Below are 24,436 nucleotides of genomic sequence, written 5' to 3'. Positions count from 1 at the left end.
GGGGTTGGGGTAAGGGTACGGGCGCAGCCACGTACAGTCAGAACGACATGGCGCACGGTCGCACCCTCATCCGCCCCTTCGGGGCACCTTCTCCCGGAGGGAGAAGGAGTTGCCGGCCCGTTTCCTTCCAGCGGATGAGGGCGCCATGGGCTGCCATGCCGCGCATCTAAAGCACCGTAGAAGCCTAGCCCCTCTCCCGCCGGGAGAGGGGTTGGGGTGAGGGTACGGCTGCGCAGCGCCTGTGATCGCTGCACTTGCTGTGCGGTTGCGCTGGCTGTCGTACCCTCATCCGCCCCTTCGGGGCACCTTCTCCCGAGGGGAGAAGGGAGCGCCAGCCAGTCGGTTCCGAGTTGGCGAGGGCGTGATGGGCGACATGCCGCACGCCTACGGCAAGGCGCGCGCCAGCAGTTCCTCGACCGGCACACCCGTCTCCAGCGTGCCGAAGGCCAGGCCGTGCGCGCCGGCCAGGCGGCTGCGTACGAAGCTCGCGGCTGCCGGGCTGGCGCTGCGCAGCAGCACCGCCGCCTGCAGGGCCAGCATCAGGCGTTCGGCCAACTGGCGCGCGGTGTACTCGTCGGTGGACGCGGCGCCGCTCAACGGCGGGCGCAATGCGTCCACCGCTGCGTCGTAGGCCGGGTCGGTGCCGGCCGCCGTCTCCAGCTCCGCCAGCACCGCGGCCGCGCTGGCGGGTTCGCGCGCCAGCGCGCGCAGCACGTCCAGGCACTGGATGTTGCCGCTACCCTCCCAGATCGAATTCAGCGGTGCCTGCCGGTACAGCCGCGGCAGGATCGACTCCTCGACGTAGCCGGCGCCGCCCAGGCATTCCTGCGCCTCGTTGACGAAGGCCGGCGCGCGCTTGCACAGCCAGTACTTGCCCAGCGCGGTGGCGATGCGCGCGAACGCCGCTTCCGACGCGTCGGTGTCGGCCGCGTCCACCGCGCGCGCCACGCGCAGCGCGAACGCGGTGGCGGCTTCGGATTCGAGCGCCAGATCGGCCAGCACGTTGCGCATCAGCGGCTGCTCGATCAGGCGCTTGCCGAACGCGATGCGATGCCGCGTGTGGTGCAGCGCCTGCGCCAGGGCCATGCGCATCTGCGCGGCGGCGGCGAGCATGCAGTCGAGGCGGGTCAGCATCACCATGCCGATGATGCGCGCCACCCCGCGTCCCTCCTCGCCGACGCGCTGCGCCCAGGCACCGGCGAATTCCACTTCGCTGGACGCGTTGGACCAGTCGCCCAATTTGTCCTTCAGCCGCATCAGCCGCAGCGCGTTGAGGCTGCCGTCGGGCAGGCGCCGCGGCAGCAGGAAGCAGGTCAAGCCACCCGGCGCCTGCGCCAGCACCAGGAAGCCGTCGGACATCGGCGCGGAGAAGAACCACTTGTGTCCGACCAGGCTGTACGCGCCGGCGTCGTCCAGCGGCGTGGCGACGGTGGCGTTGCTGCGCACGTCCGAGCCGCCCTGCTTCTCGGTCATGCCCATGCCGAGGGTGATGCCGACCTTGTCGGCGATCGGCACATCGCGCGGGTCGTAATGCGGCGCGGCGGCCTTGTCGGCCCATTCGCGCAAGGCCGGGTCCTGGCGCAGCACCGCGACCGCGGCGTGGGTCATGGTCAGCGGGCAACTGGTGCCAGCTTCGGCCTGGTGGTGCAGGTAGCTCAGCGCCGCGCGCGCCACGTGTGCGCCCGGCTGCGGGGCATGCCAGGACAGCCCCGCCACGCCATGGCGCTTGGCCGCGTCCAGCAGCTGGTGATAGGCCGGATGGAACTCGACCGTGTCGATGCGGTGCCCGTAGCGGTCGTGCGTGCGCAGCCGCGGACGGTCGCGATTGGCGTCGAAGCCGAGCCGGTACAGCGTGTCGCCGGCGAGCGCACCGTACTGCGCCAGCGCCGCGGCGAAGGCGTCGGCGCCTTCGCGTGCGCTGGCGGCGCGCAGCACCGCGTCGTCGGCCCACAGATCGCGCGGTTCGAACGGCGGCGGCTGGTTGTCGACCGTATGCGTGGCGAACGCCGGCAGGTCCGTGTGCATGCATCTCCCTCCCAGAAGCGCTTGGCGCATTGTGGCCGATCCGTCGCGCCGCCGCGAACGCGCATGGCGGATTCTCATCTCCTGCACACCGGCTTGGACACAGTGGCGGCCATGCCGAATGCCGCTTCCCAGGACCTGGTGGTGCTGCGCCCGGAAGGGCTGTACTGCCCCGCCGGCGACTTCCATATCGATCCCTGGCGGCCGGTGCCGCGTGCGGTCATCACCCACGGCCATGGCGACCATGCGCGCTCGGGCATGGGCGAGTACCACTGCGCCGCCGCCGGCTTGCCGATCCTGCGCTGGCGACTGGGCGAGCAGGCCTATCGCGCCTACGACTACGGCACCCGCTTCACGCTGGGCCGCGCGCAGGTCTCGCTGCATCCGGCCGGGCACGTGCTCGGCTCGGCGCAGGTGCGCATCGAGGTGGATGGCGAGGTCTGGGTGGCCTCGGGCGACTACAAGCGCCAGCCCGATCCGACCTGCGCACCGTTCGAGGTGGTGCGTTGCGATACCTTCATCACCGAGGCCACCTTCGCCCTGCCGGTGTACCGCTGGCCGGACACCAGCGATGTGGCGCGCGAGATCGTCGCCTGGCGCCGCGAGTGCGGCGCGCGCGGCGAGGCCGCCGTGCTGTTCTGCTACGCGCTGGGCAAGGCGCAGCGCGTGCTCGCCGAACTGCAGCCGTGGGACGACCAGCCGGCGCTGCTGCACGGCGCGGTGGCGGCCGGCGTGGCGGTGTACCGCGAGGCTGGCGTGGCGATGCTGGACACGCGCACGGTGTCCGAACTGGACAAGCGCGCCGACTACGCCGGGCAGTTGGTGCTGGCGCCGCCGTCGGCCGCCGGCAGCCCGTGGCTGCGCCGTTTCCGCCACGCGCAACTCGGCTTCGCCTCGGGCTGGATGCGACTGCGCGGCAACCGCCGCCGGCGCAACTACGACCGCGGCTTCGTCGTGTCCGATCATGCCGACTGGCCCGATCTGCTGCGCACCATCGACGAAACCGGCGCACGCCGGGTGATCGCCACCCACGGCAACACCGACGCGATCATCCGCGCACTCAACGAACGCGGCGTTGCCGCCGAGGCGTTCCGCACCGACTACGGTGGCGAAGAATGAAGCGCTTCGCCGCGCTGTATCGGCAACTGGACCAGAGCACCGCGACGCTGGACAAGCGCGCCGCGCTGGTCGCGTATTTCGAGCAGGCGCCGCCGGCCGATGCGGCCTGGGCGATCTGGCTGCTCAGCGGCGGCAAGCTGCGACGCATCGCCAACACCCGCGAACTGCGCGAGTGGATCGCGCAGGAAAGCGGCCTGCCCGGCTGGCTGGTGGACGACAGCTACGACCACGTCGGCGATCTCGCCGAGACCCTGACCCTGCTGCTCGACGATCCGGCGGAAACGCCGGACCCGGCGCCGCTGCGCGACTGGATCGAAGACCGCCTGCTGCCGGTAGCCGCGCAGGACGACGCCGCGCGCCGCGCCGCGGTCGTGGCCGGCTGGCGCAGCCTGGCCTTCGACGAACGCCTGCTGTTCAACAAGCTGCTGACCGGCGCGCTGCGCGTGGGCGTGTCGCAGCGGCTGGTGCAGCAGGCGCTGGCGGCAATGTCGGGGATCGACATCGCGCGCATCGCCCAGCGCATGCTCGGCGCGTGGTCGCCGACGCCGCAGGCGTTGGAACAGTTGCTGTCCGACGAGGTGCTGCCCAGCGACCGCCAGCAGCCCTACCCGTTCTTCCTCGCCTCGCCGCTGGAAGCCGAGGCCACCACGCTCGGCGCGCTCGACGATTGGCTGCTGGAATGGAAGTGGGACGGCATCCGCCTGCAACTGATCCGCCGCGACGGCGAGGTGGCGCTGTGGTCACGCGGCGAGGAGCGCCTGGACGGGCGCTTCCCGGAGATCGAAGCGGCCGCGGCGACGCTGCCGCGCGATGCGGTGATCGACGGCGAACTGCTGGTCTGGCGCGACGGCGACACAGCGCCGCTGCCGTTCACCGCGCTGCAGACCCGCATCCAGCGTCGCAAGCCCGGTGCCAAGACCCTGGCCGACACGCCGGCACGCGTGCTCGCCTACGATTTATTGGAACTGGACGGCCAGGACCTGCGCGAGCAGCCGCTGCAGCAGCGCCGCGCGCAGTTGCAGGCATTGCTGGAGGCGCATGCCGATCCGCGCCTGACCCTGTCGCCGCAGGTGCAGGCCGCGACGTGGGAACAGGCGGCGACGCTGCGCGAGGATTCCCGCGTGCGCGGCGTGGAAGGATTGATGCTCAAGCGTGCGACGTCGCCCTACCAGTCCGGCCGCCGTCGCGGCGACTGGTGGAAATGGAAGGTGGCGCCGCTGACCATCGACGCGGTGCTGCTGTACGCGCAGGCCGGCCACGGCCGGCGCAGCACGCTGTACACCGACTACACCTTCGGCCTGTGGGACGGCGAGCAACTGGTGCCGGTGGCCAAGGCGTACTCGGGGCTGGACGACAGCGAGATCCTGGCGCTGGACCGCTGGATCCGCGCGCACACCACCGAGCGCTTCGGCCCGGTGCGCGCGGTGACGCCGTACCAGGTGTTCGAACTCGGCTTCGAGGCGGTGAATCGCAGCAGCCGGCACAAGTCCGGCATCGCCGTGCGCTTCCCGCGCATCCTGCGCTGGCGCCACGACAAGCCGTTCGCCGAGGCCGACCGCTTGACCACGCTGCAGGCGCTGGCGCGATGAGCGCAGCGGCGGCGCACCGGCGCCCGGCCGATGCGCCGCTGTACGCCTGGTTCGCGCAGCAGGGCTGGCAACCGTTGCCGTTCCAGCGCGCGCTATGGCGGCATTACCTGGACGGCGGCTCCGGGCTGCTGCACACGCCCACCGGCAGCGGCAAGACCCTGGCCGCGTTCGGCGGCCCCTTGCTGGAGGGCCTGCGCGCGCAGGCCGCGGCAGCCACCAGGAAGCCCGCACGCGGCGGCAGTAACGCCAGCGCCGCGGCCAAGGCCGCCAAAACCGCCACGTCGCCGCGCGCGCGCCGGCAGGCGCAGCGCGATCTGAAAGTGCTATGGATCACGCCGTTGCGCGCGCTCGCCGCCGACACCGTGCGTGCGCTGCGCGAACCGGCGCAGGCGCTGGGCCTGGACTGGCAGATCGGCCTGCGCACCGGCGATGCCAGCGCGCGCGACAAGCGCCTGGCACGCAGTGGCAAGCTCGATGTGCTGGTGACCACGCCCGAATCGCTGGCGCTGCTGCTGTCCTATCCCGACACCGCACCGCAACTGGCGACGCTGCGCTGCGTGATCGTCGACGAGTGGCACGAGCTGCTCGGCAACAAGCGCGGCGTGCTGCTGCAGCTGTGCCTGGCGCGGCTGCGCGGCTGGGCGCCGGCGCTGCGCACCTGGGGCCTGTCGGCCACGCTCGGCAACCTGGACGAGGCGCGCGACGTGCTGCTGCCGCACTTGCCGCAGGCGCCGATCGTGGCCGGGGTCAAGCCGCGCACGCTGACCCTGGAGACGCTGGCGCCGGCGGTCGGCGAGCGCTTCCCCTGGGCCGGTCACCTGGGTCTGGCGCAGTTGCCGCGGGTGCTGGAAAAACTCTTCGCGGTGCGCACCAGCCTGCTGTTCACCAACACCCGCGCGCAAGCCGAGTTGTGGCATCAGGCGCTGACCTCGGTGTGGCCGGAAGAGGCGCACACCCTGGCCCTGCACCACGGCTCACTGGACCCGGCGCTGCGCAGCGCTGCGGAACAAGGCCTGCGCGATGGCAGCCTGCGCTGCGTGGTGGCGACCTCGAGCCTGGACCTGGGCGTGGACTTCCCGGCCGTCGATCAGGTGCTGCAAGTCGGCAGCCCCAAGGGCGTGGCGCGGCTGCTGCAGCGCGCCGGCCGTGCCAAGCATCGCCCCGGCGAGGCCGGCCACGTGCTGTGCGTGCCCTCGCACGCGCTGGAACTGGTCGAGTACGCCGCCGCGCGCCGCGCCATCGCCCATGGCCGCATCGAATCGCGGCCCTCGCCGCGGCTGTCGCTGGACGTGCTGGCCCAGCACTGCATCACCTGCGCGCTGGGCGGCGGCTTCGATGCCGATGCGCTGTACGCCGAAGTGCGCGGCACCGCCGCCTTCGCCATGCTGGATGCACCGACCTGGCAGGCGGTGCTGGAGTTCGTCGTGCAGGGCGGACGCGCGCTGGCGCAGTACCCCGACTACCGCAAGGTGGTGCTGGACGCGGACGGCCTGTACCGCGTGCACGACCGCCGCATCGCCCTGCGCCACCGCCTGTCGATCGGCACCATCACCAGCGACGGCAGCGTCGCGGTGCGCTTCCTGCGCGGCGGCCGCCTCGGCGCGGTGGAGGAGCAGTTCGTCGGCCGCCTGCGCCGCGGCGACCGCTTCCAGTTCGCCGGGCGTCTGCTGGAACTGGTGCGGCTGGAGGACATGACCGCCTACGTGCGCCTGGCCAAGGGCGGCGACGGCAGCGTGCCGAAATGGATGGGCGGGCGCATGCCGCTGTCCTCGGAACTGGGCCGCGAGGTGGAGGCGGTGTTCGCCGATCCGCGCGGCGAGGCCGAACTGCGTGCGCTTGCGCCGCTGCTCGGCCTGCAGCGCGCACTGTCGGATCTGCCGGCGCCGCAGCGGCTGCTGGCCGAGCGCGTGCGCGCCCGCGACGGCCAGCACCTGTTCGTGTACCCGTTCGCCGGACGCCAGGTGCACGAAGGCCTGGCCGCGCTGCTGGCGCTGCGCTGGGGCCGGCGGCAGCGCAATACCTTCAGCTTCGCCGCCAACGACTATGGCTTCGTGCTGTCGCCGGCGGAGGACGCGCCGATCGACGCGGCGCTATTGCGTGAGCTACTGAGTCCGGCGCAGTTGTTCGAGGATCTGCGCGAGAGCCTCAACCTGGGCGAACTGGCGCGACGCCAGTTCCGCGAAATCGCCCGCGTCGCCGGCTTGTTGCCGCCCAGCCTACCCGGCCGCCTGCCGCGCAGCCTGCGCCAGCTGCAAGCCTCCAGCGGCCTGCTGTACGACGTGCTGAGCCGCTTCGATCCCGAGCATCTGCTGCTCGCGCAGGCCGAGCGCGAGGTGCTGCAGGGCCAGATGGAACTGACCCGGCTGGCCGCCACCCTGGACGATTGCGCCGCGCGCGAGCTGGCGCTGCACAACCCACGCAGCCTCACGCCACTGGCGTTCCCGCTGTGGGCCGAGAGCATCCGCGGCCAGCTCAGCACCGAGGACTGGAAGGCGCGGGTGATGCGTGCGGCGGCGCAACTGGAGCAGCGCCATGCGCGCTGAACTGGACTGGCTGCTGGCCGGCGAACCGATGCGCCTGCTCGGCGACCGCGGCCTGTACTGGCCTGCACGGCGGCGCCTGCTGATCGCCGATCTGCACCTGGGCAAGGCCGACGTCTTCCGCCGCGCCGGCATCGGCCTGCCCAGCGGCGGCACCGCGCTCGACCTGGGGCGGCTGTCGGCGCTGCTGCAGGCGCAGGACGCGGCCGAGCTGTGGATCCTCGGCGACGTGCTGCACGGCGCCGCGCCCGATGCCGACTGGCAACGCCAGTGGCATGCGTGGCGCGCGCAGCATCCGCAGCTGCGGGTGGCGGCGATCGCCGGCAACCACGACCGCGCCCTGGCCGGGGCCGGGCTGGACATCGCCCTGCTCGGCACCGAGCTGGAGGACGGCCCGTTCGTGCTGCGCCACGATCCGGCCACGGATACGCAGCGCCACGTGCTGTGCGGTCACCTGCATCCGCTGGTCAAGCTGCCCGGCCTGCGGCCGCGCTGGCCGGCGTTCTGGCTGCGCGACGGCATGACGGTGCTGCCGGCGTTCTCGCACTTCACTGCCGGTGTCGCCCCGGTGCTGGCGCCGGGCGAGCGCCTGGTCGCCTGCATCGAAGGCGCGGCGCTGGTGTTGCCTGTGGCGACGTAGGTCGGGTGCGGCTTCGCCTGGCCGATCGGCGATAGACACCTTGAGGACGTATCACTTGTGGGAGGGACTTCAGTCCCGACGCTTCCGCCATCACGGCGTCGGGGCTGAAGCCCCTCCCACAGTGCAATCGCAATGCGTTGCGTGAGTGCGTAGCCACGCTGCCGCGGGAAGCTTCGGTATTGCGCCACGCAATCCATGAGCGCAGCCGAAACAGCAAGTGCACTGCCTTTTGTGGGAGGGACTTCAGTCCCGACGCGACCAGTTGACTGGCGTCGTGGCCCACCACACTGCGATAGCGCGTCGCTGCATGCGAGGAATGCCTTCGGCTGGATCGCCGCTGCCGTCTCCGCTACGAAGGCGCAGCGTCGGTCTGCACCGACGCGGTCCGTGCTGCCAGTTCCTGCAGCGTTTCCAGAAACTCCGGCGCCAGCGGCAGCTTGCCGAACCAGCCGTGCTGGGTGCCGCTGAGCACGCGCAGCATGTGCCCGCGGCCGCCGGGCATGCGCCCGGCCGGACGCATGCCGACGTCGCGCAGCCGCGCCGCCAGGTCGCGCTCGGACTGGAACAGCGGGGTCAGCCAGCGGCTCCAGAACTGGTACACCGCCACGTGCGCCTGGCGCTGCGCCTGGTAGCGCGCCAGCGCCGTGTCGATGTCCGCGGCGGTGCGCAGGCTCTCGCTCAACGCCCAGGCATCCATCAGCGCCATGTTGACGCCCTGCCCCAACTGCGGGCTCATCGCGTGCGCGGCATCGCCGGCCAGGACCAGGCGGCCGCGGTACCAGTGCCGCTGCACCGCGTCGCGGTAGCTGGCGCGGGCCAGCTGCGCGGGTGCGTCGATCTGCGCCAGGCGTTCGCGCGCCTGCGGCCACAGCTGCGCGATCTCCTCCAGCCACGGCTGCATGCCGCGCGCCTGCCAGGCATCGAACTCGGCGGTCGGCAGGCTCCAGAAGAAACTCACCCGCGGCTCGGCATCGCCGGGGCGGGTGCCCACCGGCAGCAGGCCGATCATCTTGCGCGCGGCGACATAGCGCTGGCGCAGCTCGTCGGCGAAGGCCCAGTCGCCGCGCGGCAGCAGGCACCACAGCGCGCCCCACGGATACATCCGGTCCAGCCGCGTCGCCTGCACCTGCGCACGCAGCGCCGAGGCCGAGCCGTCGCAGGCGATCACCAGGTCGAACGGCCCGTGCCAGCGGCCATGCTGGTCCTGCACCCGGCGCAGCGTGTCGTCGATGGCGACGATGCGCGTGTCGCGCTGCAGCGTGGCGTAGCCGTCCCAGGCCTGCGCCAGCAGGGCGAACAGGGCGCCGCGCTGCAGGCCCAGCCCGAACAGGCGTGCGTCCAGGTCGCGGTAGCGCATGTCCATCACCGCGCGTCCGCACGGGGTCTCTCCATAGAGGCGGTGCACCGGCGCACCATAGGCCAACGCCTGCTCCAGCAGGCCGATCCGCCACAGCACCTGCAGGCCGGTCGGCTGCAGCAGGAAGCCGGCACCCACCGGCCCGGGCTGCGCCGCACGCTCGAACACCTGCACGCGGTGCCCGTCGCGCGCCAGCAGCAGCGCCAGCGTCTGGCCCGCCGTGCCGTAACCGACGATCCCGATCTGCAGTCCTTGCTTCATTGCGTCCACCGCCTGCCGACACCGACACCGACACCACGGCGTCTCCCATAAAAAACCCCGCCGAAGCGGGGTTCAAGGCACAACCGAGTCAACGCGAGCGCTTACTCGACCGGCGTGATATTCGAGGCCTGCGCGCCCTTCGGACCCTGGGTCACGTCGTAGCTGACACGCTGTCCTTCCTGCAGGCTGCGGAAGCCCTTGGAGTTGATCGCGGAGAAGTGCGCGAACACATCGGCGCTACCGTCTTCCGGAGAAATAAAACCAAATCCCTTGGCGTCGTTGAACCACTTGACGGTACCGTTCGGCATGGTGATGCGAGACCTTTTGCAGTGAATGGGTGGTGGTTGTGCGGCAGCCGCACCGGCGGAGTATGCAAAGCTTGCGCAGCGAAGACAATCACCCGCGCGCCAGTTCCCCCACCAGCTCCGGCAGCCCGACCGAGGCCGCCTCGACATTGGCCAGCACCTCGGCCAGGGTGATCTCCTCGGCGTCGCCGCAGCCGGCCGCCCAGTTGGCCACGATCGCCAGGCAGGCGTAGTCCAGGCCCAGCTCGCGTGCCAGCCCGGCTTCGGGCATGCCGGTCATGCCGACCAGGTCGCAACCGTCGCGGCGCAGCCGCGCGATCTCGGCGATGGTTTCCAGGCGCGGCCCCTGCGTGGCGGCATAGCAGCCACCGTCGACCAGGGCGGTGCCGGTGACGCGCGCGGCGGCGAGGATCTTGCTGCGCAGCAGCGGCGAATACGGATGGCCGAAATCCACGTGCAGCACCTCGCTGCCCGGCTCTTCGCACAGGGTGGAGATGCGCCCCCAGGTGTAGTCGATGAGCTGGTCCGGACAGGCCAGCACGCGCGGGCCGAAGCGTTCGGTGATGCCGCCGACGGTGTTGAGCGCCAGCACCCGGGTGGCGCCGATCTGCTGCAACGCAGCAAGGTTGGCGCGGTAGTTGATCTTGTGCGGCGGCAGCGAATGGCCTTCGCCATGGCGGGCCAGGAAGGCGACGCGGTGGCCGAGCAGCGTGCCGACCCGCACCGGGCCGGAGGGCGCGCCGTAGCGCGTTTCGACCTCGTGGGTCTGCACGTCGTCGAGCTGCGCGAGCTTGTAGACGCCGGTGCCGCCGATGACGGCCAATGCGATGTTGTCCATGCGGATCCTCGAACGAAAGGGACGCGTGCGCCGGCGGTGTGCGCCGGCAATGGGCAGCGGAGCGGCGAGACTGGCTCGCTTACCCGCTTACTCCTTCATCGCGTAGATCGCCGGCAGGTTGCGCAGGGCCTCGTTGACGTCCATGCCGAAGCCGAACACGTAGCGGTCCGGCACCTCGACGCCGATGTAGTCGGCGCTCACCCCGGGCACGCAGCGGTCGTGGCGCTTGACCGTCAGCGCGGCGATGCGCACGTCGGTGGCGCCCTGCTCCAGGCACCACTCGCGCACCGCCTTCAGGGTCAGGCCTTCGTCGAGGATGTCGTCGAGCAGCAGCACGCGGCGGCCGTACAGCGCGGTGGCCGGGCGGTGCTTCCACACCAGCTCGCCGCCGACGGTCTCACCGCGGTAGCGGGTGGCGTGCAGGTAGTCCAGCTGCAGGTCCTGGCCGCGGCTGCCCAGTTCCAGCGCCAGCTGGCCGGCGAACGGCAGCGCGCCGTGCATGATGGTCAGGTAGACCGGGATTTCGCCGCGGTAGTCGGCGGCGATGGCGTCGGCCATGTGGGCGATGGCCTGGTCGATGCGGGTGCGATCGACCAGCAGGTCGGCCTGGGCCAGGGCCTGGGCGATGGTGAGAGTGGACATCAGGCGGTTTTTCCGAAGGTGGAGAGCAGATGGGATTGGGTGTGGCCGTAGCGGGCGTCGGCCAGCAGGCCGTCCCAGCCGAGGCCGCCACGGCCGATCAGGCCGAGCAGCGCGGCGGTGTTGAGCGGGCGGTCGCGCACGGCCTGCAGCGATTCGTCGACCAGTTCCGGATGGCAGACCAGGACCACGTCGCAGCCGGCGTCCAGGTGCGCGGTGACCCGCGCGGCGACACCGCCGGCGGCGAACGAGGCGGCCATGCCGATGTCGTCGGAGAACACCACGCCGCGGAAGCCCAGGTCCTGGCGCAGGATCTGCTGGATCCAGCGCGGCGAGTAGCCGGCCGGCTCCGGCGCCACCTGCGGATAGACCACGTGCGCCATCATCACCGCATCGGCACCGGCGGCGATGCCGGCGGCGAACGGCACCAGGTCTTCCTGGCGCAGGGTCTGCAACGGACGCGGGTCCTCGGCGTTGTCGACGTGGGTGTCCTCGAGCACGGTACCGTGGCCGGGGAAATGCTTGAGGGTGGCGCCCATGCCGACGCTGTGCATGCCGCGCACATAGGCCGCGGCGAAGGCGGCGACCACCTGCGGGTCGTCGCTGAAGGCGCGGTCGCCGATGGCGCGGTTGCCGCGGGCCAGGTCCAGCACCGGGGCGAAGCTCAGGTCGACGCCACTGGCGCGGATCTCGCTGGCCATCAGCCAGGCATGCTGTTCGGCCAGTTCCAGTGCAGCGGCGGGATCGCGCGCGTACAACGCGCCGAAGCCCTGCAGCGGCGGCAGCGCGCTGTAGCCCTCGCGGAAGCGCTGCACGCGGCCGCCCTCCTGATCCACGCAGATCAGCAGCGGTCGCGGCGTCGCGGCGCGGATCGCCGCGCTCAGCTCGGTCACCTGCGCGCGCGAGGCGAAATTGCGTTTGAACAGGACCACGCCGGCCACCGCATCGTGCTGCAGCCAGTCGCGCTCCTGCGCGGTGAGTTCGGTACCGGCAACGCCGATCGCGAGCATGCGGGGGATTCCTCCTGCCGGCGCGGTTCAGGCGCCTGTGGGCCGGCATTGTCGCAGATGCCGGCGCTGGCGGCAGGCCGCGACCCTGCCAGCTGACACGTCTCGGTAACGAACGTGCTGAACATCGGCGCGGATAGCGCTGCGCCGTGCAATCCGGGCCGGGCCGGGCGGCAGTTCGCCCGGTCCCCGAGCCCAGGCGGCCTTGCGGCCATGGCTGGCGTGGCCCGTGCGGGTGCAGAATGCGGGAGACGCCCCGGCGGGCCGGCATCGGTGCCGGCGGGACGCCCGCGCAACACCGCGGGCCGCCCCTTCGCCACTGATACTTCGCTGTCTAGCGCGCCGCACGCGGCGAGTGGGTCCCGCTGTGCCGCACGCGCGCGCCTAGACCGCGCATCCGTCCGGGCCGCAGTCCTGGCCCGCCTGGGCGTCGGCGAGCAGACCGCGCACGGTCGCCGCAATCACCTCCGGCGGCTGCGCGCCCTGCAGCGCCTGGCGTCCATCGATGACGTAGGTGGGCACCGCACGGATGCCCATGGCCTGCGCCTGCTGCAGTTCCGCCTCGATCTCGTGCAGCCCCTCGTCGCCCTGCAACAGCGCCTGCACCCGCGCCGCCGGCAATCCGCCCGCAGCGCCGGCATCGCACAGCGTCTGCGGGTCGGCCAGATTACGGCCCTCGGCGAAGTGCGCATGGAACAGCGCTTCGGCCACCGCGTCGACATCGCCCTCGCGCGCGGCCAGCCACAGCAGCCGGTGCGCCGGCAGCGTGGTCACCCGCACCTGGCCGCGGCCGAAGTCGAACGGCAGACCTTCGGCACGCGCAGTGGCCTGGGTCTGCGCCAGGATCTGCTCGGTGCGCGTCGCCCCGCCGAACTTGGCCGCATAGGCCTCGCGCAACGGCACCGGCTCGGTGCCGGCGTCCGGATCCAGCTGATACGGATGCCAGTGGATCTCCAGCGCCGGCGCATCCGCGCCGAGCGATGCAAGACCTTGCTGCAAGCGGCGCTTGCCGATCCAGCACCAGGGGCAGACCACGTCGGACCAGATATCGATGCGCATGAGCGGGGATTAGGGATTAGGGATTAGGGATTAGGGATTCGCAAAAGCATAAGCCCGATTGCTGCGAGAAGCGGGGATTCGGGACTGGGGAGTGGGGATTCGCAAAAGCGTGCCGCGTGCGGCGTTTGGCTTTACGCTTTTGCCAATCCCTAATCCCTAATCCCTAATCCCTAATCCCCACTCCCTGCCACTCGCAGAATGGACAGCTTGCCAGCGCCACGTTGTAGTACCGCGGGTCGTCGCTGACTTCGGCGCCGAGCCAGTCCGGCTTGGCGAACGCTTCGTCGGCGCTGTCCAGTTCGATCTCGGCGACGACCAGCCCGGCGTTGTCGCCGAGGAACTCGTCCACTTCCCACAGGTGGCCCTGGTGCTGCACGAGATGCCGGCGCTTGTCGATCAGCCCGCCCGCGCACAGCGCCAGCAGCGCGCGCGCATCGTCCAGCGGAATCGGATACTCGAACTCCTGGCGGGTGTGTCCGAGCTCGCGCGACTTGAGGTTGAGGAACGCCGCCTCGCCCTGCACCCGCACCCGCACCGACGCCTTCTGCGCCCCGCTGGCCAGCGCCGTCTGGTCGTTGAGATAGCCCTGCGCCATCGGAATCACGGCATGCGCCGCCGCGCGCCAGCCGTCGCCGGTCACCAGGAATTTACGTTCGATTTCGATGGCCATGGGAATCGGGAATGGGGAAAGGAGAATGGAAAAAGCTTAAACCGCGCGCGCAGCCGCTGTGACGACTCCCTAATCCCGACTCCCCATTCCCGGCTTTTCAAATACCGCAATGCTCTCCACATGCGCGGTATGCGGGAACATGTCCATCGCGCCGGCGGCCTTGAGCACGAAGCCCTGTTCGTTGACCAGATAGCCGGCGTCGCGCGCCAGCGAGCCGGGATGGCAACTGACGTAGACGATGCGCTGGAACTGTTTCAGCGGCAGTTGCTGCAGCACCTCCAGCGCGCCGGAGCGCGGCGGGTCGAGCAGCAGCTTGTCGAAGCCCTGGCGCATCCACGGCGCCTGGCGCTGGTCCTGGGTCAGGTCCGCGGCGAAGAACTGGGCGTTGTCCAGGCCGTTGCGCTGTGCGTTCTCCCGCGCGCGCGCCACCAGCCCGGCGTCGCCTTCCACGCCGACCACCTCGCGCACGGTGCGCGCCAGCGGCAGGGTGAAGTTGCCCAGGCCACAGAACAGGTCCAGCACCCGGTCGCCGGGTTGCGCGTCGAGCAGCGCCAGCGCGTGCGCGATCATCTTCTCGTTGAGCGCGGCATTGACCTGGATGAAGTCCAGCGGCCGGAACGCCAGTTCCACGTCCCACTGCGGCAGCCGGAACGACAGCGGCACGTCCTGCGGGTATAGCGGATGCACGCTGTCCACGCCGCCGGGCTGCAGGAAGATGGCGAAGTCGTGTTCCTGGGCGAAGGCGATCAGCGCGTCCTGGTCGCGCGCGCTCAGCGGCTGCATGTGGCGGAAGGTCAGCGCCACCGCGGCGTCGCCGGCGATGAACTCGATCTGCGGGATGTCGCGCTTGCCGTCCAGACTTTCGACCAGGTCGGCCAGCGCGGTCACCTTGAAGCCGATCTGCGGGATCACCGTGTGGCACACCGAAAGGTCGGCGACGAAGCGCGGGTCCTGCTCGCGGAAGCCGACCAGGGTCTTGTCCTTCTTTTCCACCCGCCGCACCGAGAAGCGGCCCTTGCGCCGGTAGCCCCAGGGCGCGCCGGTCAGCGCCGGCAGCACCGCCTGCGGGGTCACGTGGCCGATGCGCTCCAGGTTCTCGGTCAGCACCCGCTGCTTGGCGACGATCTGCTGGTCCTCGGCCAGGTGCTGCAGCACGCAGCCGGCGCAGACCCCGAAATGCGGACAGCGCGGCGTCACCCGCTGCGGCGAGGCCTGCAGCACCTGCACGGTGCGCGCCTCGTCGAAGTGGCGGTTGCGTGCGGTGGGTTCGGCGAGGACGGTCTCGCCGGGCAGCGCGCCGGCGACGAAGGCGACCTTGTCGCCCTCGCGGCGGGCGACGCCGCGGCCGTCGTGGCTGAGGTCGGCGATGTCGGTCTGGAAGGGCGTGCGGTCGAGACGGTTTCTGGATCGGGCCACGTGGCAACAGGCTGCGGGCGGAAAAGGGCCGCCATTGTCGCAGATGGACCGGGCCGGGACCGGCTTGCGATTGCCGCGCCGGCGAGGCAAAGTGGCGCGACGCACGCGCGCCGCCGCGCGGGATGCGAACACGCCGCATGGAGGCATAGCATGGCATCGATCCAGGACCCGGTAACGCGACTGCTGCTCGTCGAAGACGACCCGATCAGTCGCGCCTTCTTCGACGCGACACTGCAGTCGCTGCCGGCCCAGGTGGACCTGGCCGACTCGGTCGCCAGCGCCCTCGCCCGCGCGCAGACGCAGGCGCACGACCTCTGGCTGATCGACGCCAACCTGCCCGACGGCAGCGGCAGCGAGTTGCTGCACCAGTTGCAGCGGCAACGCCCCGGCACCCTCGGCCTGGCGCATACCGCCGACGCCAGCGCCACGGTCCGCGCGCAGTTGCTCGACGCCGGCTTCGCCGACGTGCTGCTCAAGCCGCTCAGCACCGACCGGTTGCTGCAATCGGTGCGCCGGCTGCTCGCCCGCGGCCGCCTCGGCGGCACGCCTGGGAGCGCCGAGCCGACCCTGGACTGGGACGAGACCACCGCGCTGGCCGCACTCAACGGCGAGCGCGCGCATCTGATCGCCCTGCGCGAGCTGTTCCTAGCCGAACTGCCGGTCACCCGCGACGCGGTCGCCTCGGCCCTGCAGCTCAGCGACGAGCAGGCCGTGCGCACCCACCTGCACCGGTTGCAGGCCAGCTGCGGCTTCGTCGGCGCCGCCCGCCTGGCGCGTGCCGTGCGCCAGCTGCATGGCGACCCGGCCTCCTCGCAGGCGCGCCACCAGTTCAGCGAGGCGGTGGCGGCGTTGTTGCACTGAACGCTGGGATTGGGGATTGGGGATTGGGGATGACGCCCGGTCTTCTGTGGCAATGGGTGTGGGGACGCTTCAGCCGCGACCCGCGCGCACCCGGATATGCCAAAGGCGGCCCCACCGCAGCCCCCTCGACCCATCTGGCCTCCCGTCCCAGAGCAGGGATTGGGGAGTAGGGATGGATCCCCGTCTTCTGCACGAGTCGGCGTAGAGCGGCTTGAGGCGCGACCCGCGCACGCTCCCAGACGTGGCCATGGCGGCCTTCAGCCGGCCGCCCTCGCATCCCCCATTGATCCCGCGGTACGACGACGGCGACGGCGACGGCGACGGCGACGGCGACGGCGGGACAATGGCGCTGGCGATGTCGCCACCGAGGTCATTCCTACGGGGCAAGCTGCATTCGGTCGAGGTGTGACGAACGCGGCCCACGTGCCGACTCGCGCCGCCGATCCGCCCCGATCACGACTCCGCTGAGGACGGCGACCGCGGCGCTTCCGGCGTGGACGCCGACGTCGAATCGCGTTGCGCATCCAGCTCGGCGTCCGGCTCCGGCGTCGCGGGCGCTGCCGACTCCGACTCCGCGGCGGCGGCGCTGCGCTGGCGCGCCAGGTCCTCGACCATTTCCCAGGATTTCAGGCCGCGCCCGCCGAGGTGGTGCAGCAGCACCACGCGCATGCCGCGGCGCAGGCCGGGCAGATCCTCGGCAACCGGTTCGGTGTCGTCGGCCAGGGCCAACAAGGCGCGGCCGGTAGCCATGCCGCTGCGCTGGTCGTGGCCGCGGTCGCTCAACAGCCGCCGCGGCCCGTGTTCGGCGTCCAGCACGTAGCGCGCGGCCGGGTCGATCGGGTCGCCGTCGCCGTCGTGGCGCAGGTCGAAGCCCACGCCCAGCGCCTCCAGCAGGTCGCGTTCGAAGCAGCGCAGCGACCAGGCCAGCGGCGCCTCGGCGGCCAGCCGCGCGCGCACCCGCGCGTAGGCCAGGTACAGGTCCGGTGCCGGATCGTCGCGCGGCGCCAGGCGCAGGGTCAGTTCGTTGATATAGAACCCGGCCAGCATCGCCTCGCCGCTGAGCCGCGGCGCCGTGTCCACGGCCTCGGCCGCGCGCAACTGCGCCAGCTCGCCGCGCCGCTGCGCACTGAAGTGGATCGACTGCAGCGGCTGCAGCGCCGCGCGCAGGGCCTGCTTCTTCGGCCCCTGCACGCCGCGCGCCAGCACGCCGAGCCGGCCGTGGTGCACGCTCAGCACCTCCACCAGCAGGCTGGTCTCGCGCCAGGGCCGCGCATGCAGGACGAAACCGGGTTCGTGCTCGATCAAGGCGGGGATTCGGGAGTGGGGATTCGGGATTCGCAGGAGCGGCGGTCAGGGGGCGGAACGGGTGCGCGAGAAGCGGGAAACGAGAGACGACTCTGTATCGAATTGAATCGGTGTCGAGCAAGGCTGGGCCTTTTGTAGGTGCGCCTCTTGTCCCCTCTTGTGGGATTAGCCGCGACAGCGGTTACCGGTGACGCCCGTCGCGGCTAAAGCCGCTCCTACAAAAACGCCATCCTTGCCTTGATCTAGCAGAGCTTCCGAATCCCGGGTTCCAACAGCCGAAGGCTGTCATCCCGGCTTCCAACAGCCGCAGGCTGTTCATCCCGAATCCCCAATCCCCAATCCCGGCTTGCCGGCTTCACTCCCCGTAGCCGAACGCCTTCAGCGCGGCCTCGTCGTCGGACCAGCCCTCGCGCACGCGCACCCAGGTCTCCAGGAACACCTTGGCGCCGAACAGGCGCTCCATCTGCTGGCGGGCCTTGGCGCCGATGTCCTTGAGGCGGGTGCCGCCCTTGCCGATCACGATCGCCTTCTGGCCTTCGCGCTCGACCCAGATCACCGCGCCGATGCGCAGCAGCGCGCCGTCCTCGGCGAAGCGTTCGATCTCCACGGTGGTCGCGTACGGCAGTTCCTCGCCGAGCTGGCGCATCAACTGCTCGCGCACCAGTTCGCCGGCCAGGAAGCGCTGGCTGCGGTCGGTGATCTCGTCCTCGCCGAACATCGGCGGCGCTTCCGGCACCAGCGCCAGCAGGTCGCGCACCAGCGCCTCCAGGCCCTTGCGCTTGAGCGCGGAGATCGGATGCACCGCGGCGAAGCTGCGGCCCTCGCTGACCTGCTGCAGGAACGGCAGCAGCGCGGTCTTGTCCTTGAGCCGGTCGACCTTGTTGACCACTAGCACCACCGGGATGCCGGCATCGCTGAGCACGTTGAACGCCAGCGTGTCCTCGTCGTCCCAGCGCCCGGCCTCGATCACCAGCAGGCCGGCGTCCACGCCTTCCAGCGAGCCGCGCGCGGCGCGATTCATCACGCGGTTCATCGCGCGCTTCTGCTCGCGGTGCAGGCCGGGGGTGTCGACCAGCAGCAACTGACCGGCCGGAAAGCTGGCAATGCCGAGCAGCCGGTGCCGGGTGGTCTGCGGCCGGTTGGAGACGATGCTGACCTTGGCGCCCACCAGGGCGTTGGTCAGGGTGGACTTGCCCACATTGGGGCGGCCGATCACGGCCACACTGCCGCTGCGGTAAGGGGGGGTGGCTTGTTCGTTCACTTGCTCGAATCCAGTTGCTCGATGGCGGCGGCGGCGGCCTGCTGCTCGGCCAGGCGCCGCGAGGTGCCCTCGCCCTCGGTGACCAGGGCGGGCTCGGCGAGTACGCAGCGTACCCGGAATACTTTGGCGTGGTCGTCGCCGGTCTCGCTGATCAATTCGTAGGCCGGCAGGCTCCGCTGCCGGGCCTGCAGCCATTCCTGCAGGCGGGTCTTGGCGTCCTTCTCCACCTTGCCGACCGGCAGCGCCGCCAACGCGGCCTCGAACCAGGGCAGGATCGTGGCGCGGCAGGCCTCGAAGCCGGCGTCCAGGTAGATCGCCGCGACCACGGCCTCCACCGCATCGGCCAGGATCGAGTCGCGGCGATGGCCGCCGGACTTCATCTCGCCCGGCCCCAGGGTCAGGCGTTCGCCCAGCTCCAGTTGCCGACCGATCGCGGCCAGCGAGGCCTCGCGCACCAGTTCGGCGCGGGCGCGGGTCAGCGCGCCCTCGTCAGCCTTGGGCCAGCGCTGGTACAGCGCCTCGGCGATCAGCAGATTGACGATGCCGTCGCCGAGAAATTCCAGGCGTTCGTTGTGCGGCGCACCGGCGCTGCGATGGGTCAGCGCCTGCGCCAGCAGCTGCGGTTCGGCGAAGCGGTGACCGATGCGGTCACCGCGCAGGATGGTCTTACTGGCCACCACGCGTCGTCAGGTCCTGGGTGGCGTCGAACTTGCCGACCACGTCCAGATTGGCGATCAGCGGACGGCGCACTTCATAGGCCACATGCATCTTCACGCCGGTATCGGTGCGCTCGAAGGTGACGTCACTCGGCTTGACGTTGTCCGAATTGTTGATGTCCAGGCGCCGGAACAGCGAGGCCTTGACCTGCGACGGGTCAATCTCGGCGCTTCCGGTTTCGGTCGCCAGGCCCTTCATCGCCGAGCGCACCGCGTAGAACTCCATGTACATCGGGAACAGCTTCATGCCGATGTAGACGAAGAACCCGACCACCGCCAGCACGATCACGAACGAGGTCAAGGTCATGCCACTTTGCTTGTGCTTCATCGCGCTTCCCCTCACGCCAGTCACTGGATGGCCGTTCCGATCCGCGACGGATCGAAACTGCCGCTGCAGAACCACCCTTCGCAATTGAGCCAGATCAGGAACGCCTTGCCGCGCAGGTTCTCTTCGGGCAGGAAGTGGGTCTGGGTCCAGAACCGGCTGTCCTCGCTGTTGTCGCGATTATCGCCCATCACGAAATACTTGCCCGGCGGCACCACCCAGTCGCCCTGGCCGGCCGGGTTGTTGCGGTCGATCCATTCCAGTTCGGTGTGGGTACGGCCCGGCAGGTACTCGGTCAGCAGCGTGGCGCCGGTCATTTCCGCGCCCTTGCCCTTGCCGACGTACTCGCCCATGACCTTGTACTTCATCGGCGTGCCGTTGATGTACAGGGTGTCGCCGTGGAAGCCGATGCGGTCGCCCGGCAGGCCGATCACGCGCTTGATCCAGTTCTCGTCCGGCTTGTGCGGCGGCTTGAACACCACCACGTCGCCGCGCTTGGGCTCGCCCACCGGAATGATCTTCTGGTTGGTGATCGGCAGGCGGAAGCCGTAGGAGAACTTGTTGACCAGGATGAAATCGCCGACCAGCAGATTCGGCATCATCGAGCTGGACGGGATCTTGTACGGCTCGGCGATGAAGCTGCGCAGGATCAGCACCACCGCCAGCACCGGGAAGAACGCCCGCGAGTAGTCCACCAGCACCGGCTCGGCGTCCAGCAACCCGGCCCGCGCGGCGCGGCGCTTGGCGAAGAACAGCTTGTCCAGCAGGGTGATGATGCCGGTGGCGAAGGTCAGCACCACCAGCGCGATTTCAAACCATTTCATTCGGGTTCCTTCGGAACGGGATTGGGGATTGGGGAGATGGGATTCGCAAGAACGGGATGACGGCAGACGCGTCTGCCTTGGCCAATCTCCAATCCCGAATCCCCATTCCCAGTTACTTGTCCATCTGCAGCACCGCCAGGAAGGCTTCCTGCGGGATTTCCACGCGGCCGACCTGCTTCATGCGCTTCTTGCCTTCCTTCTGCTTTTCCAGAAGCTTCTTCTTGCGCGAGACGTCGCCACCATAGCACTTGGCCAGCACGTTCTTGCGCATCGCCTTGACCGTGGTGCGGGCGATGATCTGCGAGCCGATCGCGGCCTGGATGGCCACGTCGAACATCTGCCGCGGGATCAGATCCTTCATCTTCTCGCACAGCTCGCGGCCGCGGCGGTCGGCGTGGCTGCGGTGCGCGATCAGCGACAGCGCATCGACCTTGTCGCCGTTGATCAGCACGTCCACGCGCACGAACGGACCGGCATCGAAACGCACGAAGTGGTAGTCCAGCGAGGCGTAGCCGCGGCTGACCGACTTGAGCTTGTCGAAGAAGTCCAGCACCACCTCGGCCATCGGCAGCTCGTAGCTGATCTGCACCTGGCTGCCCAGGTAGTTGATGCCGATCTGGCTGCCGCGCTTTTCCTCGCACAGCTTGATGATGTTGCCGATGTATTCCTCGGGGGTGAGGATGTTGGCGCGGATGATCGGCTCGCGGATCTCCTCGACCATGTTCAACTGCGGCAGCTTGGCCGGGTTGTCCATGCTGATGATCGAACCGTCGGTCTTCAGCACCTCGTAGACCACGGTCGGCGCGGTGCTGATCAGGTCCAGGTTGTACTCGCGCTCCAGGCGCTCCTGCACGATCTCCATGTGCAGCATGCCGAGGAAGCCGCAGCGGAAGCCGAAGCCCATCGCCTCGGAGCTTTCCGGCTCGAAGCGCAGTGCCGCATCGTTCAGGCGCAGCTTGTCCAGCGCCTCGCGCAGGTTGGTGTAGTCCTCGGCGTCCACCGGGAACAGGCCGGCGAACACGCGCGGCTGCATTTCCTGGAAGCCGGGCAGCGGCTTGGTGGCCGGATCGCCGGCCAGGGTCAGAGTGTCGCCGACCGGGGCGCCGTGCACGTCCTTGATGCTGGCGGTGACCCAGCCCACCTCGCCCGCGCGCAGCGCCGGCAGCGGCTTGCGCTTGGGCGTGAACACGCCGACGCTGTCGACCTGGTGGGTGCGGCCGGTGGACATCACCAGCAGCTTGTCGCCGGCCTTGATCTCGCCCTGCATCACCCGCACCAGCGAGACCACGCCCAGGTAGTTGTCGAACCAGGAGTCGATGATCAGCGCCTGCAGCTTGTCGGTGTCGCGCGGCACCGGCGGCGGGATGCGCTGCACGATCGCCTCCAACACGTCGCGCACGTTCAGCCCGGTCTTGGCGCTGACCGCGACCGCGTCGGTGGCGTCGATGCCGATCACCGCCTCGATCTCGGCCTTGGCGCGGTCGATGTCGGCGGTGGGCAGGTCGATCTTGTTCAGCACCGGCACCACTTCCAGGCCCTGCTCCACCGCGGTGTAGCAGTTGGCCACCGACTGCGCTTCCACGCCCTGCGCCGCATCCACCACCAGCAGCGCGCCCTCGCAGGCGGCCAGCGAGCGGCTGACCTCGTAGGAGAAGTCGACGTGGCCGGGGGTGTCGATGAAGTTCAGGTGGTAGACCTGCCCGTCCTGCGCGGTGTACGGCAGCGACACGGACTGGGCCTTGATGGTGATGCCGCGCTCGCGCTCGATCGGGTTGGAATCGAGCACCTGCGCTTCCATCTCGCGCGCCTGCAGGCCGCCACAGAGTTGGATGATGCGATCGGCCAGGGTCGATTTGCCGTGGTCGACGTGGGCGATGATGGAGAAATTGCGGATGTTCCGCATCGAATCAGAGGACATGAGGTGGGCGGCGGCCAGGACCGTCGTCAGGATAACGGGCCATTATCGCATGGCCGGCGGCCGCTGGTGACGGCCGCCGGATTCGCCCCCGTCCCGGGGCGCCGACCGCTCTGGATCGGCGCCCGGGACGGTGCCCGGCCTCGGCCGGGCGCGCGGATCAGCCGCCGGCGCGCACCGCGACGAAGCTGGTGGTGTCGCGGACGCGGATCAGCAGCATCACCACATCGCCCTTCTTGTAGGCGCTCAACTGCTGGTTCAGGGCCGCCACGCTGCCGACCGGGGTACGCCCGACCTGCAGGATCACCATGCCCGGCACCAGTTGCGCCTCGCGCGCGGCGCGGCCGGTCACCGCGGTGATGCGCACGCCCTTGCCCGGCTCCAGGCCCAGCTGCTGGCGGGTGGCCGCGTCCAGATCGGCCACGTCGATGCCGAGCAGCGCGTTGGCGCCGGTGGCCGGGGCGGCGTTGTCGCCGACCGCCGGACCGGCATTGGCCTGGGCGTCGTCGGCCAGCGCGGTCAGTTGCACGGTCAGCTCGCGCGGCTTGCCGTCGCGCAGGATGCCCAGGCGCACCTTGGCGCCCGGCTGCATCGCGCCGATCATCGGTGGCAGGTCGCTGGAGGCGCCGATCTCGGTGCCGTTGACGGTGCGGATCACGTCGCCCACTTCCAGGCCGGCCTTGGCCGCCGGGCTGCCCTGGACGAGCTGGTTGACCAGGGCGCCGCGGGTATCCGGCAGGCCCAGGCCCTGCGCCTTCAGCGAATCGATGGCGCCGACCATGACCCCGAGCTGCGCGCGGGTGACCTTGCCGGTCTTCTTGATCTGCTCGACCGCGCTCATCGCCAGGTCGATCGGGATCGCGAAGCTGATGCCCATGTAGCCGCCGGAGGCGGAGAAGATCTGCGAATTGATGCCGACCACCTCGCCACGGGTGTTGAGCAGCGGGCCGCCGGAGTTGCCCTGGTTGATCGCCACGTCGGTCTGGATGAACGGCACGTAGCGCTGGTCGGCGTAGGGGTTGCTGCGGCCGGTGGCGCTGACGATGCCGGCGGTGACCGAGTGGTCCAGGCCGAACGGCGAGCCGATCGCCACCACCCACTGGCCGGGCTTGAGCAGGTTGGAGTCGCCGATGCGCACCGTCGGCAGGTTCTTGCCGTCGATCTTCAGCAGGGCCACGTCGTACTGCTGGTCGCTGCCGACCACCTTGGCGGTGAACTCGCGGCGGTCGGTGAGCTTGACCTTGACCTCGCTGGCGCCGTCGACCACGTGGTGGTTGGTCAGCACGTAGCCGTCGGGCGAGATGATGAAGCCCGAGCCCATCGAGCGCCCGGCGGGGCCGCCATCGTCGTCCGGCGCGCCGCCGCGCGGTTGCCCGGGCATGCCCGGCATGCCTTCCGGACCGAAGAAGCGGCGGAAGAATTCGGGGATCTGGTCGTCGTCGGGCATGCCGCCGCCGGAGCGCGCGGCCGCGGCGCGGCGGCTGATGGTGGTCTCGACATTGACCACGCCCGGACCGACCTGTTCGACCAGGCGGGTGAAGTCGGGAAGATTGCCGACCAGCTGCGGCGCGGGCGCGGACTGCGCGGCCGGCGGCGTGGTGCTGGCGGCGCTGGGGCTGGGCTGCTGCGCGCAGGCGGCCAGCGGCACGGTCAGCGCCAGCAGGCCCAACAGATGGTGGCGGATACGGTGAGTCATCGGACGCGAGCCTCCGGTTCGGGAAGGGGAAGAACGAGGGAACGAAGCAACGGGGACCACGCGCCGGGACG

The 24,436-nt window shown here is 70.3% G+C and carries 21 protein-coding genes; 5 read left to right on the top strand and 16 right to left on the bottom strand.

Annotated features, from left to right (window positions below; translation table 11 throughout):
* Nucleotides 1–384: 384 nt before the first annotated feature.
* The gene (locus tag GGR66_RS16405; protein WP_184449134.1) at nucleotides 385–2,025 is read right to left on the bottom strand and encodes an acyl-CoA dehydrogenase family protein; all 1,641 of its coding nucleotides are present in this window, start codon (nucleotides 2,023–2,025) and stop codon (nucleotides 385–387) included.
* 111 nt (nucleotides 2,026–2,136) lie between these two features.
* Here GGR66_RS16405 and GGR66_RS16400 point away from each other — a divergent pair, with 111 nt between their 5' ends.
* The 4 genes from GGR66_RS16400 to pdeM are packed head-to-tail and all read left to right on the top strand — an operon-like array spanning nucleotide 2,137 to nucleotide 7,910.
* The gene (locus tag GGR66_RS16400) at nucleotides 2,137–3,141 is read left to right on the top strand and encodes a ligase-associated DNA damage response exonuclease (protein ID WP_167087440.1); all 1,005 of its coding nucleotides are present in this window, start codon (nucleotides 2,137–2,139) and stop codon (nucleotides 3,139–3,141) included.
* The gene (locus tag GGR66_RS16395; RefSeq protein ID WP_184449131.1) at nucleotides 3,138–4,730 is read left to right on the top strand and encodes an ATP-dependent DNA ligase; all 1,593 of its coding nucleotides are present in this window, start codon (nucleotides 3,138–3,140) and stop codon (nucleotides 4,728–4,730) included. Before GGR66_RS16400 ends, GGR66_RS16395 begins: the two co-directional genes overlap by 4 nt.
* The gene (locus GGR66_RS16390) at nucleotides 4,727–7,273 is read left to right on the top strand and encodes a ligase-associated DNA damage response DEXH box helicase (RefSeq protein ID WP_184449129.1); all 2,547 of its coding nucleotides are present in this window, start codon (nucleotides 4,727–4,729) and stop codon (nucleotides 7,271–7,273) included. Before GGR66_RS16395 ends, GGR66_RS16390 begins: the two co-directional genes overlap by 4 nt.
* A complete protein-coding gene (gene pdeM, locus GGR66_RS16385) occupies nucleotides 7,263–7,910 on the top strand; it encodes a ligase-associated DNA damage response endonuclease PdeM (RefSeq protein ID WP_184449127.1) in 648 nt (215 codons plus the stop codon). The genes GGR66_RS16390 and pdeM overlap by 11 nt, the downstream gene beginning before the upstream one ends.
* A gap of 349 nt (nucleotides 7,911–8,259) precedes the next feature.
* Here pdeM and GGR66_RS16380 read toward each other — a convergent pair whose 3' ends face one another.
* From GGR66_RS16380 to rlmD, 8 genes are all read right to left on the bottom strand, one after another.
* A complete protein-coding gene (locus GGR66_RS16380) occupies nucleotides 8,260–9,528 on the bottom strand; it encodes an NAD(P)/FAD-dependent oxidoreductase (protein WP_184449125.1) in 1,269 nt (422 codons plus the stop codon).
* A 101-nt stretch (nucleotides 9,529–9,629) separates the two neighbouring features.
* A complete protein-coding gene (locus GGR66_RS16375; RefSeq protein ID WP_003488188.1) occupies nucleotides 9,630–9,836 on the bottom strand; it encodes a cold-shock protein in 207 nt (68 codons plus the stop codon).
* A gap of 88 nt (nucleotides 9,837–9,924) precedes the next feature.
* Complete coding sequence (locus tag GGR66_RS16370) at nucleotides 9,925–10,677, bottom strand: S-methyl-5'-thioinosine phosphorylase (RefSeq protein WP_087943469.1); 753 nt, start codon at nucleotides 10,675–10,677, stop codon at nucleotides 9,925–9,927.
* Nucleotides 10,678–10,758: 81 nt separating this feature from the next.
* Nucleotides 10,759–11,313: a hypoxanthine-guanine phosphoribosyltransferase gene (locus GGR66_RS16365; protein ID WP_167087430.1), complete on the bottom strand. Its 555-nt coding sequence runs from the start codon at nucleotides 11,311–11,313 to the stop codon at nucleotides 10,759–10,761.
* Nucleotides 11,313–12,320 (bottom strand): beta-N-acetylhexosaminidase, encoded by a 1,008-nt coding sequence (gene nagZ, locus GGR66_RS16360; protein WP_184449122.1) that lies wholly within the window; start codon nucleotides 12,318–12,320, stop codon nucleotides 11,313–11,315. Before nagZ ends, GGR66_RS16365 begins: the two co-directional genes overlap by 1 nt.
* 381 nt (nucleotides 12,321–12,701) lie before the next feature.
* Complete coding sequence (locus GGR66_RS16355; protein ID WP_184449121.1) at nucleotides 12,702–13,376, bottom strand: DsbA family oxidoreductase; 675 nt, start codon at nucleotides 13,374–13,376, stop codon at nucleotides 12,702–12,704.
* 163 nt (nucleotides 13,377–13,539) lie between these two features.
* The gene (locus tag GGR66_RS16350) at nucleotides 13,540–14,046 is read right to left on the bottom strand and encodes a CYTH domain-containing protein (RefSeq protein WP_184449119.1); all 507 of its coding nucleotides are present in this window, start codon (nucleotides 14,044–14,046) and stop codon (nucleotides 13,540–13,542) included.
* Between the two features lie 69 nt (nucleotides 14,047–14,115).
* Complete coding sequence (rlmD, locus tag GGR66_RS16345) at nucleotides 14,116–15,462, bottom strand: 23S rRNA (uracil(1939)-C(5))-methyltransferase RlmD (protein ID WP_184449116.1); 1,347 nt, start codon at nucleotides 15,460–15,462, stop codon at nucleotides 14,116–14,118.
* A gap of 150 nt (nucleotides 15,463–15,612) precedes the next feature.
* Between rlmD and GGR66_RS16340 the strand changes: the two genes are divergently transcribed.
* Nucleotides 15,613–16,323, top strand: coding sequence for a response regulator (locus GGR66_RS16340; protein WP_184449114.1), 711 nt, complete (start codon nucleotides 15,613–15,615; stop codon nucleotides 16,321–16,323).
* A gap of 453 nt (nucleotides 16,324–16,776) precedes the next feature.
* On the opposite strand, the gene recO is transcribed toward GGR66_RS16340, so the two are convergent.
* The 7 genes from recO to GGR66_RS16305 all read right to left on the bottom strand — a co-directional run bounded on the left by recO (nucleotide 16,777) and on the right by GGR66_RS16305 (nucleotide 24,365).
* Nucleotides 16,777–17,637 carry a DNA repair protein RecO gene (gene recO, locus GGR66_RS16335; RefSeq protein WP_326521053.1) on the bottom strand — a complete coding sequence of 287 codons (861 nt, stop codon included), beginning with the start codon at nucleotides 17,635–17,637 and terminating at the stop codon, nucleotides 16,777–16,779.
* A 346-nt stretch (nucleotides 17,638–17,983) separates the two neighbouring features.
* Nucleotides 17,984–18,889, bottom strand: coding sequence for a GTPase Era (gene era / locus GGR66_RS16330; protein WP_184449110.1), 906 nt, complete (start codon nucleotides 18,887–18,889; stop codon nucleotides 17,984–17,986).
* Complete coding sequence (gene rnc, locus GGR66_RS16325; protein ID WP_167087414.1) at nucleotides 18,886–19,566, bottom strand: ribonuclease III; 681 nt, start codon at nucleotides 19,564–19,566, stop codon at nucleotides 18,886–18,888. The genes era and rnc overlap by 4 nt, the downstream gene beginning before the upstream one ends.
* Nucleotides 19,556–19,933 (bottom strand): DUF4845 domain-containing protein, encoded by a 378-nt coding sequence (locus GGR66_RS16320; protein WP_167087412.1) that lies wholly within the window; start codon nucleotides 19,931–19,933, stop codon nucleotides 19,556–19,558. The genes rnc and GGR66_RS16320 overlap by 11 nt, the downstream gene beginning before the upstream one ends.
* A gap of 20 nt (nucleotides 19,934–19,953) precedes the next feature.
* Nucleotides 19,954–20,754 (bottom strand): signal peptidase I, encoded by an 801-nt coding sequence (gene lepB / locus GGR66_RS16315; protein WP_167087410.1) that lies wholly within the window; start codon nucleotides 20,752–20,754, stop codon nucleotides 19,954–19,956.
* 112 nt (nucleotides 20,755–20,866) lie between these two features.
* On the bottom strand, nucleotides 20,867–22,657 hold the full coding sequence (gene lepA, locus GGR66_RS16310; protein ID WP_184449366.1) for a translation elongation factor 4: 1,791 nt from the start codon (nucleotides 22,655–22,657) through the stop codon (nucleotides 20,867–20,869).
* 172 nt (nucleotides 22,658–22,829) lie between these two features.
* Entirely contained in the window at nucleotides 22,830–24,365 is a 1,536-nt protein-coding gene (locus tag GGR66_RS16305; RefSeq protein WP_184449108.1) for a DegQ family serine endoprotease, read from the bottom strand.
* Between the last annotated feature and the right edge of the window lie 71 nt (nucleotides 24,366–24,436).

Origin of the sequence: Xanthomonas sp. 3498 (genome assembly GCF_014199795.1) — a bacterium.
Classification (GTDB): domain Bacteria; phylum Pseudomonadota; class Gammaproteobacteria; order Xanthomonadales; family Xanthomonadaceae; genus Xanthomonas_A; species Xanthomonas_A rydalmerensis.
This window is presented reverse-complemented; position numbering and strand designations above follow the sequence as displayed.

What these genes read in the sequence shown, in the direction of transcription:
- GGR66_RS16350 (WP_184449119.1), bottom strand. Translation starts at nt 14,046, where the DNA reads ATGGCCATCGAAATCGAACGTAAATTCCTGGTGACCGGCGACGGCTGG.
- GGR66_RS16320 (WP_167087412.1), bottom strand. Translation starts at nt 19,933, where the DNA reads ATGAAGCACAAGCAAAGTGGCATGACCTTGACCTCGTTCGTGATCGTG.
- GGR66_RS16365 (WP_167087430.1), bottom strand. Translation starts at nt 11,313, where the DNA reads ATGTCCACTCTCACCATCGCCCAGGCCCTGGCCCAGGCCGACCTGCTG.
- GGR66_RS16390 (WP_184449129.1), top strand. Translation starts at nt 4,727, where the DNA reads ATGAGCGCAGCGGCGGCGCACCGGCGCCCGGCCGATGCGCCGCTGTAC.
- GGR66_RS16305 (WP_184449108.1), bottom strand. Translation starts at nt 24,365, where the DNA reads ATGACTCACCGTATCCGCCACCATCTGTTGGGCCTGCTGGCGCTGACC.
- GGR66_RS16395 (WP_184449131.1), top strand. Translation starts at nt 3,138, where the DNA reads ATGAAGCGCTTCGCCGCGCTGTATCGGCAACTGGACCAGAGCACCGCG.
- nagZ (WP_184449122.1), bottom strand. Translation starts at nt 12,320, where the DNA reads ATGCTCGCGATCGGCGTTGCCGGTACCGAACTCACCGCGCAGGAGCGC.
- pdeM (WP_184449127.1), top strand. Translation starts at nt 7,263, where the DNA reads ATGCGCGCTGAACTGGACTGGCTGCTGGCCGGCGAACCGATGCGCCTG.
- lepB (WP_167087410.1), bottom strand. Translation starts at nt 20,754, where the DNA reads ATGAAATGGTTTGAAATCGCGCTGGTGGTGCTGACCTTCGCCACCGGC.
- lepA (WP_184449366.1), bottom strand. Translation starts at nt 22,657, where the DNA reads ATGCGGAACATCCGCAATTTCTCCATCATCGCCCACGTCGACCACGGC.
- GGR66_RS16400 (WP_167087440.1), top strand. Translation starts at nt 2,137, where the DNA reads ATGCCGAATGCCGCTTCCCAGGACCTGGTGGTGCTGCGCCCGGAAGGG.
- GGR66_RS16380 (WP_184449125.1), bottom strand. Translation starts at nt 9,528, where the DNA reads ATGAAGCAAGGACTGCAGATCGGGATCGTCGGTTACGGCACGGCGGGC.
- GGR66_RS16355 (WP_184449121.1), bottom strand. Translation starts at nt 13,376, where the DNA reads ATGCGCATCGATATCTGGTCCGACGTGGTCTGCCCCTGGTGCTGGATC.
- GGR66_RS16340 (WP_184449114.1), top strand. Translation starts at nt 15,613, where the DNA reads ATGGCATCGATCCAGGACCCGGTAACGCGACTGCTGCTCGTCGAAGAC.
- GGR66_RS16375 (WP_003488188.1), bottom strand. Translation starts at nt 9,836, where the DNA reads ATGCCGAACGGTACCGTCAAGTGGTTCAACGACGCCAAGGGATTTGGT.
- GGR66_RS16405 (WP_184449134.1), bottom strand. Translation starts at nt 2,025, where the DNA reads ATGCACACGGACCTGCCGGCGTTCGCCACGCATACGGTCGACAACCAG.